Below are 18,627 nucleotides of genomic sequence, written 5' to 3'. Positions count from 1 at the left end.
ACGAAAACCCTCGGCAGGATATTTCAGGAGGATGAGGCGTGTGCGCCGTCTCCGGCCTATTACCTCTACGGGCCCACGCTGCAGGCAGCCGATCGCAGCGCTTCCTTGGCCGCTATCGAAGTGATGCCAGGACCAACATCAAATTGTTTGGCGATCGTGGGCCTGAGCCTACGGATCGGCTCGAATTAATTGCCTTTTTTGCAATTAGCGGGTTGCCCCTCCGGCATTCTGCCTCCTAGACTGCACGGGTAGTCATATGGAGTGAGGTTTTGGAGACAGTTTCGATCGTACTTTTCCTGCTGCTGGCGGTCGTCGTCAGCGGCGCCGTTGCGAGGATGATGCCGTTCTCGATACCCACGCCGCTGGTGCAGATCGTGCTGGGCGGCGTGATCGGAATGTCCACTTCGCATCGGGTCGAACTTGATCCGGAACTGTTTCTTTTCCTGTTTCTGCCTCCGCTGTTGTTCCTTGACGGCTGGCGCATCCCCAAGGACGAACTGTTCAAGGACGCCTCGACCGTGGTTGAGCTTGCGCTCGGCCTCGTGCTCATGACCGTGATCGGGATGGGCTTCCTGATCCACTGGATGATCCCGGCGATGCCGCTCGCGGTGGCCTTTGCGCTCGCCGCCGTCGTCTCGCCGACCGATCCTATCGCTGTTTCGGCCATCGCTGCCCGCGTGCCGATCCCCAAGCGCATGATGCACATCCTTGAGGGTGAATCCCTGCTCAACGACGCTTCCGGCCTCGTGTGCCTGCGCTTCGCGGTAGCCGCGGCGCTGACCGGTACCTTCTCGGCGGGCAGCGCGGCGCTGAACTTCCTGTGGGTGGCAGGCGGCGGGCTTGTCATCGGCGTCGTGGTGACGCTGGTGGTCACCCGCGTGAAGGCCTGGGTGACGAAGCGCTGGGGAGAGGACACGGGCTCCCAGATCCTCGTCAGCCTGCTGATCCCCTTCGGCTCCTACCTGCTGGCCGAGCATTTCCATGCTTCCGGCATTCTCGCGGCAGTCAGCGCGGGCGTGACGATGACCTATGCGGAGATTTCGCGGCAGGCACTCGCGGTGACCCGCATGCGCCGCAATTCGGTGTGGGACATGATCCAGTTCACTTTGAACGGCATCATCTTCGTGCTGCTGGGCGAGCAGATGCCGGGCATCCTCGCCGGTGCCCGCCAGACCGTCGCGGTGACCGGGCATAGCGAGGCGTGGTGGCTTGCGATCTACACGCTTGCGATCGTCGCAGGCCTTGCGACCCTGCGCTTCGTATGGGTGTGGGCATCGCTCAAGCTGACGATCCTGCGCAAGGCCAAGCGTGGCGTCGGCGTGCAGACGCCCGACTGGCGGCTGATCGCGGCGACCTCGGTAGCGGGCGTGCGCGGTGCCATCACGCTCGCCGGCGTGTTGACCCTGCCTCTGACGCTGAACGACGGGACGCCGTTCCCGACCCGCGATCTCGCGATCTTCCTCGCAGCCGGCGTGATCGTGGTCTCGCTGGTTCTGGCAAGCATTGCCCTGCCGTTTCTGCTGAAGGGCCTTGCCATGCCCCCCGAACCAGCCCGTCAGACGGAGGAGGACTCCACCAGGATCGCGGTCGCAGAAGCCGCGATACAGGCCATCGAGCGGCATCAGCACGCTCTCGCCGAAAGTCATGGCGAGGCCGATATCTTCGCCGACGCCGGCGGCCAGGTGATGACCCTCTACCGCGAACGTATCGAAGGCCTGAGCGAGCGCCAGTCGGCCGAGGCGAAGACCGGAGACAAGCTGCTCCGCGATTTCCGCCTCGTCGGGGTCCGCGCAGAGCGGGCGGCGCTGTCGCGGATGCTGCGCGCCAGAAGCATCAGCAGCGAGACGGCTCGCAAACTCACGCGCGAACTCGATTTGTCCGAAGCCCGTTTTTCTAGCGGGGCTTAACCCTGCCGGGCGCGAGGAGCTTCTCCAGTTCCTCGCTCGCAGGCGGGCGCCGTTCGCCAAGGGCATCAAGCGTTGCCAGAGCCATGGCTCGGTAGGGCGCCATCAACGCGGGATCCTCCGCGGCGATGGCGCGAAAATGGCTGGCGATGGTTCCGGCATCGCCTCGCAGGACGGGGCCGGAGAGCGCCGCCATGCCATTGCCCAGACTGTTCTCCAGCGCCGCACGGGCAAGCGGAGCAAGAAACGCACCAGGCTCGTCGATGCCGGTCCGCCGCAGGGCATCGGCGGAGCCGGCGACGAGAGTGACCAGATGGTTGGCCGCATGGCACAAGGCGGCATGGTACAGCGGTCGGTGCTCCTCGGCGACCTCGATGCCATTCCCGTCAAGAGCGCGGACGAGGGCCATTCCGGCGGCAGTGGCAGCCGGAATGGATCCCGTCACCGCGAAGTGAGCCTGTGCCATGCGCGCGACCTCGGTATGCGGGTCGCCGGTAAATGTCATCGCGGGGTGGACCGCCGCAGTCCGGGCGCCGATGGTCTCCAGGCAGGACAGGGGAGCCGTCCCGCTGCCGCCGCTGAGGTGGCAGATGAAAGACGCTGCGGGCAGGGGGCATTGCACCAGCTCGGCCGCCAGCGGTGCGATCGCGTCGTCAGCAACGGCGATGACGATGGCGTCGCAGCTCGTGGCCAGAGCCTGCAGGTCTTCGGCGGCAGCGCATCTCCCGACTTCCCGCACTACATCGATGACGCGGGCAGGCGTGCGCCCCCATATCAGCAAGGGCTGGCGCGAACGGTCGCGCAGCCCCAGGGCAAAGGCGCGCGCGACGCGCCCGGTTCCGATGATGCCGATGCGCTCGGCGATGGACGTGACAGTCATGACCGCTGCCTAGCGCTTCGCTTCGCAAGTTGCACGACCTTGGGCAATCCCGCATAGCTGGCCGGGCAAGGAAACGAACGGGCGAGACGACATGATCGAGATGGTGATCGAGCAACGGCGGCGCAGCCTCGGCGGCGGTCTGGACGTGGGACGGGTGCTGCCTTTCGCCAAGCGGCGCATGGTCGGCCCGTTCGTGTTCTTCGACCATATGGGTCCGCTCGACGTAGCGGCCGGCGCGGACCGCAGCCTGGACGTGCGGCCGCACCCGCATATCGGCCTGTCGACGGTGACGTACCTGTTCTCCGGAGAGATCGTTCACCGCGACAGCGTCGGTTCGCATCAGGCGATCCGCCCGCAGGAAGTGAACTGGATGACCGCAGGCAGCGGGATCACGCATAGTGAACGCTTCGAAAAGGCGCGCGCCATCGGCGACCATCTGCACGGCATCCAGGCATGGGTGGCCTTGCCGGAAGGCGACGAGGAGGTCGCTCCCTCATTCTCGCACCATGCCGGTGACGACCTTCCGCAATGGAGCGAGGCGGGGGTACGCGGCCAGCTCATCGCCGGCAGCGCTTATGGTCTGACTGCGGCGGCTCGAACGCATTCGCCACTGTTCTACGCGCATCTCGATCTCGATGCCGGGGCGAGGGCGGAAGTCCCTTCGGGTCATGCCGAGCGGGCGGTCTATGTCGCCACCGGAACGGTCGAAGTCGATGGCACCCGGTACGAGGCCGGCCAGATGCTGATCCTGGGTGCCGACGTATCCAGCGTCGTCGCCGCGACCGGATCGACGGTAATGGTGCTGGGCGGCGAGCCGCTTGGCGAACGTTTCCTCTACTGGAACTTCGTTTCATCTTCCAAAGACCGCCTCCGGCAAGCGGCGGAGGATTGGAAGGCCGGTCGCATGAAACTTCCGGACGCGGACGATCAGGAGTTCATTCCTCTGCCGGATGACCCGTTTCTGAAATAGCCGACGCTGAAACCGCCAACGATGTCCTGATACGGCTGCCTGCGGTTCATTCCGGAACACCGGGGGTTCCAATATGCCGCGCCGCACCTATATAGGCAACTCCGGTACGCCCGCGTTACGATGGACGGCCCTTGGACGGGAGAGCCCCATTCGTCCGTAACCCGGAAAGCTGAACATGTATCTTCTCGCCCGCTGCCCCCTGGTCCCATGCTGAGGCCGCGGCGGCGCGGTATCGCCTCGGTCAATGCCGAAGTGCGCGACGGGATCGTTCCCGCCGCGGGCGCGCTGGTGAAGACACGTGATGAAGGACCTGCGGAGTCGGGCGCAAACTACCGTTTCATAGCGCTTATCATCGCTTCGGCACTGTTCATGGAATTCGTCGATGCGACCGTGCTCGCCACGGCGCTGCCGACGATGGCGAAAGACTTCGCCGTTCGTCCGCAGGAAATGAGCGTCGCGCTGACGTCCTATCTGCTCGCACTCGCGATCTTCATTCCGGCATCCGGATCGCTGGCGGACCGCTTCGGCTCTCGGACGATCTTTCGCAGTGCCATCCTGCTGTTCGTGCTGGGCAGCCTGGCTTGCGGACAATCGCGCTCGCTGGAGATGATTGTCGCGTCGCGCTTCCTGCAAGGCATGGGCGGGGCGATGATGATCCCGGTCGGGCGATTGGTGCTCCTGCGATCGGTTGCCAAGCGCGACATGGTCAATGCGATGTCCTGGCTGCTGGTGCCCGCCCTGATCGGCCCGATACTGGGGCCGCCGCTGGGCGGGTTCATCGTGACCTATCTGGACTGGCGCTGGATATTCTACATCAACCTGCCGATGGGCGTCCTGGGCTTCTGGCTCGTCGGCCGCTATATCGCCAACATCCGCGAGGATGATCCCGGCCGTTTCGACACGCCCGGCTTCATCCTGAGCGGCCTGTCGCTGGGCTGTCTGTTGTTCGGTTTCGAGATGGTCAGCCGTCCGGGCGAGGGCGCGATGGCGGCAGCCCTGGTCGGCGTGGGACTGATCTCAGGCATTCTCTACGTCCGCCACGCCCGCAACCGTGAAGGCGCCATCCTCGATCTCGGTCTGCTGCGGGATCCGACGTTTCGGCTGTCCGTCATCGCGGGGTCGATCACGCGCATCACGCAAGGCGCTCAACCCTTCCTGTTGCCGCTGATGATGCAGGTGGGGCTCGGCTTCACGGCGGCCAAGAGCGGCACGATCACCGTCGCCACGGCCATCGGCTCACTGGCCATGAAGAGCTTTGCGCAGCGGGTGCTACGCCGTTTCGGCTTTCGTCGCGCACTGATCTGGAATGGCATCATCGCTACCGGAGGCTATGCTATCTGCGGGCTGTTCGGCCCTGCCTGGCCGACCTGGGCCATGTTCGCTGTGCTGATTCTGTGCGGCTTCTTCATGTCCTTCCAGTTCACGGCATACAACACGATTGCCTACGACGGCGTCGACAAGCAGCACATGAGCCGGGCAACCGCATTCTATTCGACGTTCCAGCAGCTGATGTTGTCTCTGGGCATCTGCGTCGCGGCGATGGCGCTGCACCTCGCCATGCTCGCTAACGGCAATTCGGCACCGACCTTGCGGGATTTCTCGGTGGCGTTCTGGGTCGTTACCGCGATCTCGCTTACCGCTACGTTCTGGAACCTGCGTTTCGCCAGTGACGCGGGCGCGGAGATCAGCGGCCACGCCGAAGAGGCGGGGGAATCGCAGGAACAGCGCTCGGCCGCCTGACGATCAATGCAAACGCGCTTTCAGAAGAGGGTGCAGCAGATAATTGAGAACACTGCGCTTTCCATTGAGTATGTCGACCTCGGCCACCATCCCGGGGATGATAGGCAGCGCCCTGCCGTCCCGCATGAGATGGGCGCCATCGGTTCGGACGAACACCTGATAGTAGGCCTCCTTACCTCGTATGGTTTCCTCCTCGATCGTATCGGCGCTGATCCGCTCGACCCGCCCGTTAAGGTCGCCATAGACGGTATAGTCATAAGCGGTGATCTTGACCTTCGCCGGCATGCCGGGGACGAGAAACGCCACGTCGCGCGGACGCACGCGCGCTTCGATGAGCAGCCGATCTTCGATGGGAGTAACCTCCATGATCGGCTCCCCGGGTTGAACGACACCTCCGCGCGTATTGATGAGCACGGTATTGATGCGCCCGCGCACGGGTGAGCGAATTTCGGTGCGCCGCAACTGGTCGTCACGCTGCTGGACGATGGGAGTGATGGCGCTCAGTTCGGCCTGTTTGTTCGCCAGTTCGGTATAGGCCTCCTGAGCATAAGTATTTTCAAGTTCGACCAGCTTGCCCGTATAGGTTGCGATATCCTGCCGCAGCTTGAGCGCTTCCATCTCGCTGACGACCTTTCGCGCGGTCAGCGGTTGCACGATGGCCAGTTGGCCTCGGGCTATGCTGATCTGCTGCTGCAAGGTTCGTCGCCCTTCCTCCATCTTGCCGCGTCGGGAACCGAACAATTCGCGCTCTGACCGTGCCAGAGCGCTATCGGGGGCGATCTCGCGAGGAAAGTTGATCGAACTCCTGCCCAGGACCTCTGCCTGCAGTCGGGCTAAGGCGGCCTTCAGAACGGCTGCCTGATTGGCGGATTCCTCGTAGGAAGTCCGGAAATGCGTAGGATCGAGGCGGACAAGAGGCTGTCCGCGCACGACGATATCGCCCTCGCTGACCAGAAGATCCGCCAGGATGCCACCCTCCAGGCTCTGGATCTTCTGCATGCGACTGACTGGCACCACTCGCCCTTCGCCGCGTGTGACTTCATCGACGCGCGCGAAGGCCGCCCAGAGGATCGCAATGACGATACTCGCCATCACCGTCCACAAAAGCGGACGAAACAGGGGATGCGTGCCGGTTCGGAAAGGATCGCCGAGTTCGCGATGCAACCCTTGCGCGGAGAAGCCATCAACCGCCATGTGCCGCCCCTGCCGCCCCAGGTTCGGGCGCCTTTACCTGATTGCCGGAGACGACGTTGCCGACCGGTCCGTCCATCACAACCGCGCCATCGCGCATGACGATGACACGTTCGACCAGCGCCAGCATCGAGCGCTTGTGCGTCGTCAGGACAAGCGTGCGATCGCCCAGCCAGGCCCGCAGCCGAGCGACAACGTGGTCCTCTGCCGCCTGATCGAAAGAAGCGGTCGCTTCGTCCAGCAGTACGATTTGCGGATCCTGCAGGATCACCCGGGCTAGCCCCACGGCCTGACGTTGTCCGCCCGACAGGCTGCGACTGCCAAGCAGAGGCATGTCCAGCCCCATCGCATTCGCTCGCACGAAACGGCCGAGCCCCACGTCATCCAGTACGGCGAACATCTCGGCGTCCGATATGGCCCGCCCTTCGAGATTGAGATTTTCGCGCAAGGTTCCCTGCATTATGGCAACGTCTTGTGGCAGGAAGCCGACGGCAGATCGCCGATCGGACGGGTCGATTTGCGTGAGGTTCACCCCGTCGAGCATGATCGTGCCCGAGGAGACGTCGCCAAGGCCGGACAACAGGCGCAGCAGAGTGGATTTCCCGGCGCCATTCCCTCCCAGTATCGCGACCTTCTCTCCGGCGGCGATCGTGAGTGTGCCGACGTTTACCACCGGGGCTCCATCGTCGTATCGAACCGTGGCGTCAGCAAGCACGAACTGTCCGCGTAGCCGTTCCACGCGGACGAATGCGCGATCCTTCGGCCGTTCGACCGGTGCGGCCATGAGTTGATCGAGTCCCTCCAGGGCAACACGGGTATGCTGCCACCTCGCCAGTATGCCCGCGGCCTGCGACATCGGCGCAACGGCTCTCGCCCCGAGGAGCGAGCATGCCACCAGCGCGCCGACGGTCATCGCGCCTTCGCCGATGCGGTACACGCCGAACGCTACGATGCCGACATAACAGAACTGTTGCACCATCCCTGCACCGTAGGTCAGCGCACTCGACAGGGAATGGCTGTGCCGGGCGGTTTCCGCCAGTTGTGCGGTCAGCGTTTCCCAAAGCTGCATGGCCCGTCCTTCGCCGTGCCCCGCCTTGATCGCCTCCAGGTTTTCCACTGCCTCGATCAGGATGCTGTTCTTGATCGCGCCTTCGCGCAGGTTTCGGCGCGAGAGGCCTGCAAGGCGACGCTGCATGAGCAGGCTGGGGAACACCATCAGCACGATCGCGGCGATCGGAACCAGCACGACCGGTCCGCCGATCAATGCGATGATAGCCAGAAATATGAGGGTGAAGGGAAGGTCGCTCACGATAGCGGCGCTCGACGAGGTGAAAAATTCGCGAACGCCTTCGAACTCGCGGATTTGGCTGGTGAAGGCGCCTAACGATGCGGGCCGGGCCGAAAGCCGTGTCTGCAGCACCCGTGCGAACAACTGCGTCGACAGGCCGAGGTCGAGGCTCTTGCCCATCGCGTCGAGAAGGTGCCCGCGCATGTACCGCAGCACGGCCTCCAGGACGATGGCAATGACGACGCCGCTCGCCAATATCCATAAGGTGTCGAAAGCCGAATTGGGTACGACCCGGTCATAGACCTGCATGGCGAAAAGGGCCGTTGCGATGGCAAGCAGGTTGGCCATCATCGCGCCGAGCGCCACTTCCAGATAGGCACGGCGGTACTTCCTCAAGGCTCCGAAAAACCAGTGCCGGCCATCGGTGGTCGTGAGAACGCCGGCTTTGGGCTCGGACTTGAAGCGGGGCTTGGCGAAGATCGCCACGCCTGCATACAGACGCGCCAGTTCGCCTACCGGCATGCTCTGGGTGCCACCGTCCGCATGGGGCAACCGCAACACAGCCATGTCGCCCTTCAGCGCCGAAAAGACCACGCTGTTACCGTCATTGAGAACCAGCAGTGCCGGCAGCAGATAATCGGGCAGGTCGAGATTGCACCGCCGGACTTGCGCGGCCATGTCGAGCCGACGCATGGCGCGAGGCACCATGTCCAGAGGCAATCCGCCGTCGACCAGCGGCATCCCGTCTCCCAGTTCGGTCGCGCTGGTGTGCCGCCCCAGCATTGCCGCTAGGAGCACGAGGCCTTCGCGCAAGGGGTCCTGCCTACGCACTGATGGCCCGAAGTGATGGGATGCCGCGTTGGTCACGGCAGATCCCGGGGCAATGCGATGAGGTCTGAAAGCCTCCCTAGCTGGGCGGCTATCCGGTATTGGATCCTCACCGTCTGTAGTGTGACCTCATTGAGCGATCGCCGCGCATCGAAATGTTCGCGCTGTATCGTGACCAGATCGACGATGTCCCGCCGCCCGACCTCGAATTGTTCACGATAGAGGCCGCTCAGGTTGCCGGCGTCGGCCACCTGAGCGCGCAGCGCCTGCGCCTGTTGTTCGAGCGCAGCTGCGGTCGTCGTCATGTTTCGCAGTTCGCGGGCGATATCACGCCGCACCGCAGCTTCTTTCAACTGCGCGGCATTCACTCTTTCCCGTGCTGCATCGGCGCGATCGAAGGAAGAAAGCCCTTGCATCGGCGTCATGCGCAGGCGCAGGGCGACGACCGCGTCGCTGGCCATTCTGCCGCCGATCTCGCGGCTGAGGGCCGTCGCTTCCAGGTTCACGCGCGGCAATATCGCAGAACGTGCATCGTCGAACTGGGCACGGGCATAGTGCGTGTCCTCCAGCGCCTTGAGATAGACCGGTGCCTCGTCGATCAGCGCATCGATATCCTGCGCCTCAAGACGTTTGACCATCGACTCCGGGGTGGGCTGTTCCAGGTGTTCTGGCAGTGCGCCGACGAGTGTTTCGAACTGGGCTTCGGCGTTGCCGGCCTGACCGTCATCGCTGGCCAGCCTTTGACGCGCCCGCGCCAGTTCAAGCTGTGTCCGATCCGGCTCGCTGCGGTCAGCGTATCCGCTGTCTGCCCGCATTGCCGTCATGTGCGAGAGGTCTTCCAGTGTCGATATCTGGGCAAGATCGACGTCGCGTTGCAGTCGGGCCAGCACAACGTCGAGATAGATTTCGATCACGTCGCGCGCTGCTTCGTCGCGAGCGATCGACCATTCCGCGTGGCGCTGCCGCTCGGTTGCACGCGCGCTGTCGATCCTGCTGCGCGTCTGTCCCCAGTCATGGACCATCTGCGCAGCGGTCACTTCATAGGCCCATTCGTCTGGCGACAATTCCTGCGGACCACCGGATGCGGAGATCGAAGGAAGATATCCCGCTCGTGCCGCTCTCACATCGGTATGCGCGGCCTTTACCTCCGACTTGGCGGCAGACATCGTCGGGTCCTTTGCAATCGCTGCGGCCACAGCTTCCTCCACGGTCATGGCCCGCGCGGGTTTGGGGGGAGAGCCGAGGACCAATGAAGCGATCGTGCCAATAATGAACAGAACATCCGCGCGGCTTCCCCACGCTGCCCTCACACGATGACCTGAATGGTATTGTCTTCGACCAGAACAGTGTTCACCCCGAACGCATAGACATCATATACGAGGCCATCGATTGTCTGCGTCGATCCGGTATTGACCGCGCCTGTGATGTTCAAAACGTCGTTGGACTCGCCGGTGATCTGCAGGACATGGCTTGTATCGGTAATCGCGCTGACTTCGGAGGCCGTGAGCGTCAGTACACTGCCGCTGTCGCCTGAACCGAGATCTATGCGCTCGATGCCGGCAAGGGTTCCCACGCCTGGCGCGCCGTAATCGAGGTCGATGCCGTTGCCGAGCAGAATGGTATCGAAGCCCGCACCGCCATTGATGGTCGAAAAGTTGGTTGCCAACACATCGACGGTATCATGGCCCGGCCCCGTCAGCACGGAATCACCGGCGCCCACATTGAGGACAAGGTCATTGCCGCTGTTGCCGTTGATGTGCTCTGCCCCGGTGGTGCCAGACATGATGTCGTCGCCCGGCGAACCGTTCACATCGACTTGCCCCAGGTTGAGCGACAGACCATTGGGACTGAGGGAGAGGCCGTAAATGGCGCTCTCGTGGCCCTGGGGGTCAGTCGCGACCATCCCCAGCGATATCTGGGAGCCGAGATTGAGGACATCGGTAACGTTCAGACCCAACTGCGTCAGGATGGTGGGACTGAGCAGATTGAGTGTGAAATGGCCGCTGTTGTCAGCCGTCAGGGGCAGCAATTCGACATTCAAAGCGGGAGTGACAACCCGGATGACCACGGTGGAATTCGGTTCCGTCGTACCGCTCACGCCGAATTGCAGGTTGAGGGGGTTGAGGCTGAAGGCAAGACCGAAGCCTCCGATAGTCGGGGGAGCTTCGATGTTGGGTGCAACAGCGATCGTCGCGACGTTGCTTGTGTTACCCGCGGGGTCTACGCCGGTGACCGACACCTGAGCGTCCAGCAATTGCGCCCAGTCGAGCCGAACGCCAAGGTCGGTAAGCAGGTTGAGCGAAGTCAGGCCGTTGTTCCCCGCCGTGACGACGGTGTCTGTCGTCAACCCGCCCACGATTGCCGTGACCGTCAGTTGCGTGCCGGGATCTGCGGATATGGTTAGGGCGCTGGCAAGCAGCGACAGCACCGGTGTAGCAGGAGGAGAGGTATCGATCACGAAGTTGACGGGAGAGGATTCATCTCCTCCTCCAATGCTGGCCGACACGCTTGACGCACCATCGGGGAACCCGCCTCCGGGTGCGATGGTGAGAACGACGATGCCGGCCAATATATCACCGGCAGACAGAACGTGGGTCGTCTGGGCCTGATATCCGCCGGGGCCGTTCAGCGTGGCAGTGACTTGTTGCCCGACTTGCATCGTAGGCCTGAGCGCCACGTCTACCTGGACCCCGTCGGCAGCTTCGTTCGCATTGATGTAGCCGTCGTCCGCTTCGATCACGGCAATCGTCAAAGGTGCTATGTCCGGCGCGATCAGGATGGTCGGCGCGCTTTCATTCCCTGTGGCATCGATGGCGACAGCGCTCACCGTCTCGTTGGAGATCAGCGGCGTGAGCAAGGGCAAGCTGAATTCGCCGTTGCCATCGACCGTGACGACTAACGGATTGGCGGTGTCGCCATCGATCACGATCCGGACCGTGCTGTCCGGCTCCGCTGATATGAGCAGCAACTCGCCCCCTGACACCAGCGTCAGAACCGGGCTGTCCGGGGAAAGCGCGTCGACCGTGATCGTGGCCGCCAGACTTGTATTGCCGGCCGCATCGACAGCTATTGCTTCTACTACCGTCGCGTCAGGCAGGGGCATCGTTGGCGTGAAGCTCCAGACACCATTGTCATCGACTATGGCTTCACCAAGGGGGATGCCGAAACCGTCCGTGAGGATGACGGTCGTTCCGGGCTCTGCTGTTCCGGCGAGGATTCCGCCGCTGCTGGGCTCGACGATCGGTGCGATGGGCGCAATGGCATCGACTGTGGCGCTGGCCGGGAGGCTGGTATTTCCCGCCGCATCGACCGCAACGACTTCGACGATGGTATCGTGCGGCAAGGCAAGGTTGGGTACGAAAACCCAGTTGCCATCATCGTCCGCCGAAGTTTCGCCGATCGGGTTGCCAAGTGGGTCACTCAGGAAAAGCGTCACTCCCGGTTCGGCGGTGCCTTCCAGCAGCAGACCGGTCGTGGGATCGATGGTCGGGATGGCCGGAGGCACGCCGTCAACGGTGGTGCTGACCGGGCCACTCACGTTACCCGCCGCGTCGACCGATACGGCGACGACCACCGTGCCGTCAGGCAAGGGGAGCAGGGGAGTGAAAGTCCAGTTCCCTTGCGCATCCGCCGTGACTTCGCCAAGTGGCAAACCAAGGTCAGGAACGGCTGACGAGGCCGAGAATACCGTGAAGCTGCGGGCGCTCGACTGCGGCGTGAATGCGGCAAATGTATTTCCGGTGCCATCCATCAGCACCACGGTCGAATTCGGCTCGGCCGTACCGGTGACCACCGAACCATTGGTGGGATCGATGGTCGGGGCCGCGGGGGCAGAGGAATCCACCGTAGTATTCGATTGGGGACTGACGTTGCCCGCCGCGTCCCGGGCCGTTGCGAGGACGACAGTGCCGTCAGGCAAGGGCATGTCGGGTGTGAAGCTCCAGTTCCCGTCACCATCGACGGTAGTTTCACCGATGGAATTGCCGTTGCCATCGACGAGCATGAGGCTCGAGTTCGGTTCCGCCGTGCCGGTGACTTCGTTTCCGTTAGTCACGTCGATGTCTGGTGCGTTAGGCGCAATGCCGTCAACCGTGGTGGTGGCAGGAGGGCTGGCATTGCCTGCAGCGTCCTGGGCAACGGCGCTGACGGCCGTGCCGTCAGGTAGAGGCATTTCGGGGGTGAAGCTCCAGCCACCATTGCCGTCGGCGACGGTCTGGCCGATCGGATCGCCATTGCCGTTGACCAGGAAGATGATGGCGCCAGCTTCCGAAGTGCCGGTTATTTCAACGCCGCTGGTCGGCGCGATTTCAGGTGCTCCGGGCGAGGAAGCGTCGATGACGATGGTATCGGAGGCACTGAGGTTTCCGGCTGCATCGCGAACCACGGCATTGACGACCGTGCCGTCTGCCAGTGGAGATGCCGGTACGAAGTCCCAGGTTCCATCGGGACTCACGACCGTCTGACCGATTGCGTTGCCATTCCCATCGGTCAGGATCACCGTAGCATCGGCTTCACCGGTGCCGAAGATGATTGCGCCGCTGGAAGGCGCCATGCCGGGAGCCTCAGGAACGGTGGCATCGACCGTGGCACTGGTCGATGGGCTGATATTGCCTGCAGCATCTTTGGCGACTGCGACTATGGTAGTTCCATCCGCCAGCGGAGACGACGGCGCGAAGGTCCAGACGCCGTTGGCATCCACATCGACCTCGCCGATCAGATTTCCGAGGTTGTCGGAGAGGGTCACGATCGAATTGGGCTCCGCATTGCCGGATACGGCAGTCGCACTGGGCGGCGCCACGGTGGGAGGCGAAGGCGCTACTGCATCCACTGTGATAAAGGATGGCAGGCTGTCATTTCCCGAGGCGTCCCGCGCGATGACCTTGATCATGGTTCCATCGGCGATCGGGCTGTCAGGTGTGATGGACCAGCTCCCGGTCGGGTCTGCAACTGTCTGGCCGAGCGGCGCACCGTTGTTATCCACGACGAGAACCGTGGCGCCAGCTTCCGCGGTGCCATCGATCCCGGCGCCGCTGCTCGGGAACACGGTTGGAGCATCGGGTGCGACGGCATCGACCGTGACATTTGCTGCGGGACCTGCCTGCCCCTGCGCATTGATGGCCGAAACATTTATTACCGTGCCGTCGGGGAGGGCTGGCTGCGGAGTGAACGACCATGTTCCATCTGGCGCGATGGTGCTCTGGCCTATGGTTTGGCCTGCAGCATTCGTCAGGATAACGGCAACGCCACTCTCGGCGGCGCCTGTCAGGGCGCTCCCGTTGGTGGGATCGACGCTGGGAGCGGTCGCCGGGGGAGGGCTCAGGTCTGGTGCTTGAGCGGTCGCCACGATACTTTCGTTGCCGGCGGCATCTGAGATCGTGACCGCTATAGACTGGCCATCGTTTAGGGGATTGGCGAAAAGGATCGAGAACGTTCCATCGACCGCGACCGTTGTGGTGTAATCGGGGTTGCCGTCGGCATCGACATCGACCGACACGGTTGCGCCAGCCTCACCAGTGCCCGTCATGCCGGTGCCGTCAGTCGCGATGCTCAGCTGGGTGGCCGCTTCTGGCGGCGTTAGGTCCGGAGCGACTGCAACTGCCGCAGGGCCGGTATTTCCAACGCCATCCCGGACGGTTACGCTGATGATCTCCGCATTGACGAGCGCCGGTGATAGGGCAACCGTGAAGGTGCCGTCTGTTGCCACGGTTGTGGTGTAGTTGGCAGTACCATTGCCATCGGTATCGACGAGAACCGTAGCGCCAGCCTCGGCACGGCCTGCAAGGCTATCCCCTTCCGGGGAAATCGCCAGATTGGTCGGCGCATTTGGTGCCGTCGTGTCGGGCGGTGTCGTCGGTACACCACCACCATCGTCGTTGTCGCCGCCGCCTCCTCCTCCACTTCCGGCGGCAACGGCCATGAGCCCACCTCCGCCGAGGGCCGCGAGGGGAATTATAATGCCCGCGCCCAACCCTCCGCCGGAGGCCATGCCCGCAGCCGCCGCGCCGGTGGCTTCGGTCCCTGCGGAAGTGGTGAACCCGGCCATGGCGTCCATCGGCACATAGGCAGGCGATGCGAGCGCACCTCCGGATATTTGCGCTACGTCAGCAGTGACCAGATGATTTTCCTGGACCAGCATGAGCTGCGAGAGTTTCGACGGGTCCACGTAGAAGTTGGCGATCCTGAGCACTTCGCCGGTTCGCAAGTGCACCAGCAAGTCTGTGCCTTCACGGCTGTAGCCCGCAACTGTCTCAGGCGCGAGGTTCAGGGCGACGTTGCTGCCGGCGGCTACTGAAATCGAACTCTCTACGGTCTGGATAGGGGCGAAGCGAATGCCGGACAGGTCCGACGAGATCTTGGCCTCAATAGGCATTGTTCACCTCCCGCGAAGAGCGTGCCGGCTGTCCGGACGAAGTTCGGCATAAAGGCGTGTCGGGATTCGCCAATTGCGTTTCCCTCCGATTTCGAGGGAGTTGGTCGGGAACCAAATGCCTTCGAGACTTAGGGAAAGTTTGGCGCGCTATCGAGGTCGATAACGGATGCAGTTCCTCTGCGGCACGTGTTTCCCTATGCGAAATTTGGCATGTCGATGCGCGCGCACATATGCCAATGTACCTCGACTATTATTTTACATAAGATACATTATCATCCTCATCACCTACGTAACCGCAGTCAGCAACGTTCCGTATTGTGAGGCTGCTATCCCATGAGCCCTTCACGGTTTTCTTACACAGTGTCGACCATTCGACGACGCCGTCCACACCGACCTTAAGGACTTCTCCGCCGTTTATGTTAAAACCAAACGGATCGGGCATTTCCACCGTGAGAAAGTCTACCATCATGGCTGAACGTTCTCACCGGCAGCAGTCTTTAGCGCATTTTCGCTGCGAACTGAAGCCGCGAGGTCGCGAAGCGTAGTCAGGTAGCGAAGCGGATCGTCCGAGTGGACAAGGCCCAAACAAAGGTTACGAACCTCTGAAGCCAAACCCTCGGGCACCCATACTCCCACGCGCGTATTCCCCTCTCGGCGCATCTTGCGATCATAGACCGCACGGCGATCACCACCGGTTTCGGCTATGTAAGCCTCAATTGGTAGCTTAGACTGCCTCGGCACCGAACCCTCCGTCTGTGCAGCAACGTTGGTTGAAAGTCCGTGCAGACGCAATCCCCTTTCGTCAGTGTAGACGAGGGAGAAAGAGTCACAATGAGGGTTTCAGATTTTTAAACCTTCTCAATCCCTGCCGCGAGAGAGTCCGAAAGGGGTGGATTGCGGACCTAATCCAATCCGTTTGGCAACTTAGCCCCACACCATGGGCAATAAGAAATTGTGATCGTTGAGCTTCCACCGTCGTGAATGATCAACCCGTAACTATCTCCTTGATCGGAATAGTCGATCAGGCAGTCTGGGCAATCAAAGCGATCGTCATGATCGTCGCAACCGTTCTCGACATTGGAGCGCATCATTTCACAGCAATGCTTGGCGATGCCGATGGATTTCACATCTAGCGAATGACCACAAGGGGGCGTGAGCGGAAATTCGCATCCCCCGCCTATCCGCTCGCACAGACGCCCCCTTCCCTTGTCCGTACAGACCGCCCTGCCCGTTATGAACCATATTGGTGCAATGGCGGTTTTAAGGGCGTTGCGCGTGGAGCGAGTCTCATTTTTGAGACAAATGTGCATGGTTATTGGACCATGCACATGGGGCGCTGCGCCTCTGTGCGCTTGGTCACGTCCTCGCTCGCTCCGCTCGCTGCGGCGTGACCAGGCGCACGCGCCGCGCCTCGGCCGAATAGATCGAGGAACAACAACAAAGAACAAAATGGGCTACCGGCTGGCGGGCGGCGGCTATGCAGAAAGCCCCTCAGGGCCGATGCAGGGCCGAGAGGGGCTAATACGAACAGAAGTATGAAGGGGGCTATCCGTCAGGGGCTCTGCCCCCAACACCCCCGAACTAGACGCGGGGGCAGTGTCGGCTTTCAGGCGCGGCTCCGGGCTGAAAGAGCGGCCAAAAGGGGTGGAAAGCGGACCTACAGGTCCTGACGCCAAAGTGCCTTCGCCACGAAGGCCAATTCCAGCAAGCCGATGCTCACGAACACAGCGATAGCCACATGGACTACGGGCGAATTGAGTTCGCCCCAAAAAATTCCAAAGACTGCGAAAATGCACCACGCGGGAAGCCCGATGCAAATCATGGTAAGTTTGAGCCATCTAGGCTGAAGCCGCCAAAAACGCGTCTGCAAAGCTATTTCATGTTCGGCCATGGCCCGAACTTATGTCCGGCAGACAATGGCCGCAATGGGGCGTGTGCCGAAAGGCAGCTTTTCTCGATCACTCCCCTATTTCCCGCCATTTATGCTCCCGGAGAAACCCTGCATTCCACTCAAGGTCAATGAGCGGTCGCCACCATGTGGTATAAGGCACGAGGCAGAGAACGCGGGAAACATATGGGGTCACCCCGTCACGAGCCCAACGAGCGGCATTGACGGCGATATATTCCTCAGCCGATTCGGCGGTCAAAAACTTCTTCGGCTTGGCCCTACGCCCCCACTTCCCATTACCGCAGATGTATTGATGTTGGCGCCACTTGGGCTTTGATGCTGGTTCATCGGTATTCGGTGCTGCGCCGCAAACGGCAAAAAATCGGGACGACCCACGTTTACGCCTCGTCAGGGCTAGTCTCCTCAGTTTCCAAGATTTTTATGGCCGCTTCACCGTTTCTTGCGCCCTCTGTCAAATCGGCTTGGACAAGCAGGAGTAGTTGTGAGGTTCCGGTGTCCCGCTGCCGAGATCCGAGAAGCCCGCCTAGGAAGCCGTCGCGCGTGCTGTTGTCGGATCGTTCGTCCAGACCGGCGATAGCGATGGTTTCGCCGGGAGCGATGGCGACAGTGGACGAAGCCGACGACTTGTTGAGCGTCGGAGTGTCGTTCACGCCGGTTTCGGTGCGCGAGAACGTGGAGCGCTCCTGAAGCACGGACAGTTCGATTTCACCTCGGCGCACGGTGGGCGAGACGGTGAGGGAGACGCCGCTGTCACGGTAGACGACCGAGCGGATGGGTGCCCCATTCTCGGTATAGGTGACCTCGCCGATGGTCGGGACCTGTGACCCGGAGTTGATCGAGGCGGTGGCGCCAGAGAGAGCGGAAAGCGACGGTTCGGCCACCACCTGAAAGCGTCCATCGGTTCGAACGGCCGAGAGGACGGCGGAAACGCCCCCTGTAGCGATTTTCACGAAGTGGTCGCCGCCTCCACCAGTGGAGTTGATGCCGAGCCCTAGACGCCCTCCCAGTACGTCCGAGAGAACAGAGAGCGCAGAGCCACGGGCCTTGCTGGTACGGACCTCGAACAGCACAGCGCGGATCGAGACGGATGGCCGGGGCTTGTCGACCGAGCGCACGAGCTGGGCCGCCATTGAAACATCGCGCTTTGATCCCGACAGCACGAGGACCGAGGGCGCGAGGCGATCCACGATCTTTTGCGACTGCGGCGCGCTGTTCTCACGGACGGCCATCGACAGACCGGGGAGCACCGAACGGAGAATGTCCGCCAGATCGACCGGTGAAAGGTGCGCCGGCTCGACAATTGCGACCGTCTGCGGCGGTTCATCGGCAATGGCAGTCATGGGACTGGACGGCGCGACGTGATCGGAAGGCGCAATGCGATCCAGTGCGGCTGATACGGGCGCAGTATATGACGCTGACGGCATATTCGGCATGGAGGGCGCACCGGCAAACTGCATGCTGGGATCGCCGGGACCGGCAGAGAGCGGCTTACCAGGCTGCGGAAAAAGGCTTGGCAGAGCCCGCCATTGGCCCCGGTTTCGCCGTTT

At 62.4% G+C, this 18,627-nt stretch carries 10 protein-coding genes; 3 read left to right on the top strand and 7 right to left on the bottom strand.

The features are described 5' to 3' along the window. Positions 1 to 269: 269 nt before the first annotated feature. Positions 270 to 1,907, top strand: a complete 1,638-nt coding sequence (locus ACODRZ_RS07320) for a Na+/H+ antiporter (protein ID WP_488972804.1) — start codon at positions 270 to 272, stop codon at positions 1,905 to 1,907. Here ACODRZ_RS07320 and ACODRZ_RS07315 read toward each other — a convergent pair. Next, positions 1,894 to 2,784: a Rossmann-like and DUF2520 domain-containing protein gene (locus tag ACODRZ_RS07315; protein WP_488972803.1), complete on the bottom strand. Its 891-nt coding sequence runs from the start codon at positions 2,782 to 2,784 to the stop codon at positions 1,894 to 1,896. The two genes, ACODRZ_RS07320 and ACODRZ_RS07315, sit on opposite strands and share 14 nt — an antisense overlap. A gap of 91 nt (positions 2,785 to 2,875) precedes the next feature. On the opposite strand from ACODRZ_RS07315, the gene ACODRZ_RS07310 reads away from it, so the two are divergent. Together ACODRZ_RS07310 and ACODRZ_RS07305 are read left to right on the top strand one after the other, a co-directional pair. Next, entirely contained in the window at positions 2,876 to 3,754 is an 879-nt protein-coding gene (locus ACODRZ_RS07310) for a pirin family protein (protein WP_488972802.1), read from the top strand. Positions 3,755 to 3,961: 207 nt separating this feature from the next. Next, complete coding sequence (locus ACODRZ_RS07305; RefSeq protein WP_488972801.1) at positions 3,962 to 5,494, top strand: MFS transporter; 1,533 nt, start codon at positions 3,962 to 3,964, stop codon at positions 5,492 to 5,494. 3 nt (positions 5,495 to 5,497) lie between these two features. Here ACODRZ_RS07305 and ACODRZ_RS07300 read toward each other — a convergent pair whose 3' ends face one another. The 6 genes from ACODRZ_RS07300 to ACODRZ_RS07275 form a co-directional block, all read right to left on the bottom strand. After that, on the bottom strand, positions 5,498 to 6,688 hold the full coding sequence (locus ACODRZ_RS07300; protein WP_488972800.1) for a beta-barrel domain-containing protein: 1,191 nt from the start codon (positions 6,686 to 6,688) through the stop codon (positions 5,498 to 5,500). Beyond that, positions 6,678 to 8,786: a type I secretion system permease/ATPase gene (locus tag ACODRZ_RS07295; RefSeq protein WP_488972799.1), complete on the bottom strand. Its 2,109-nt coding sequence runs from the start codon at positions 8,784 to 8,786 to the stop codon at positions 6,678 to 6,680. The genes ACODRZ_RS07300 and ACODRZ_RS07295 overlap by 11 nt, the downstream gene beginning before the upstream one ends. A 50-nt stretch (positions 8,787 to 8,836) precedes the next feature. Then, on the bottom strand, positions 8,837 to 10,015 hold the full coding sequence (locus ACODRZ_RS07290) for a TolC family protein (RefSeq protein WP_488972798.1): 1,179 nt from the start codon (positions 10,013 to 10,015) through the stop codon (positions 8,837 to 8,839). Positions 10,016 to 10,107: 92 nt separating this feature from the next. Then, positions 10,108 to 15,171, bottom strand: a complete 5,064-nt coding sequence (locus ACODRZ_RS07285; protein ID WP_488972797.1) for an Ig-like domain-containing protein — start codon at positions 15,169 to 15,171, stop codon at positions 10,108 to 10,110. A 902-nt stretch (positions 15,172 to 16,073) separates the two neighbouring features. Further along, complete coding sequence (locus tag ACODRZ_RS07280; protein ID WP_488972796.1) at positions 16,074 to 16,481, bottom strand: DUF6980 family protein; 408 nt, start codon at positions 16,479 to 16,481, stop codon at positions 16,074 to 16,076. A 976-nt stretch (positions 16,482 to 17,457) separates the two neighbouring features. After that, the coding region (locus ACODRZ_RS07275; RefSeq protein WP_488972795.1) for a type II secretion system protein GspD at positions 17,458 to 18,627 on the bottom strand (1,170 nt) is incomplete at its 5' end.

It is taken from the genome of Novosphingobium sp. FG90 (assembly GCF_057808725.1).
The sequence above is the reverse complement of the archived record's forward strand: the minus strand, read 5'-3'. Positions and strand labels throughout refer to the sequence as shown.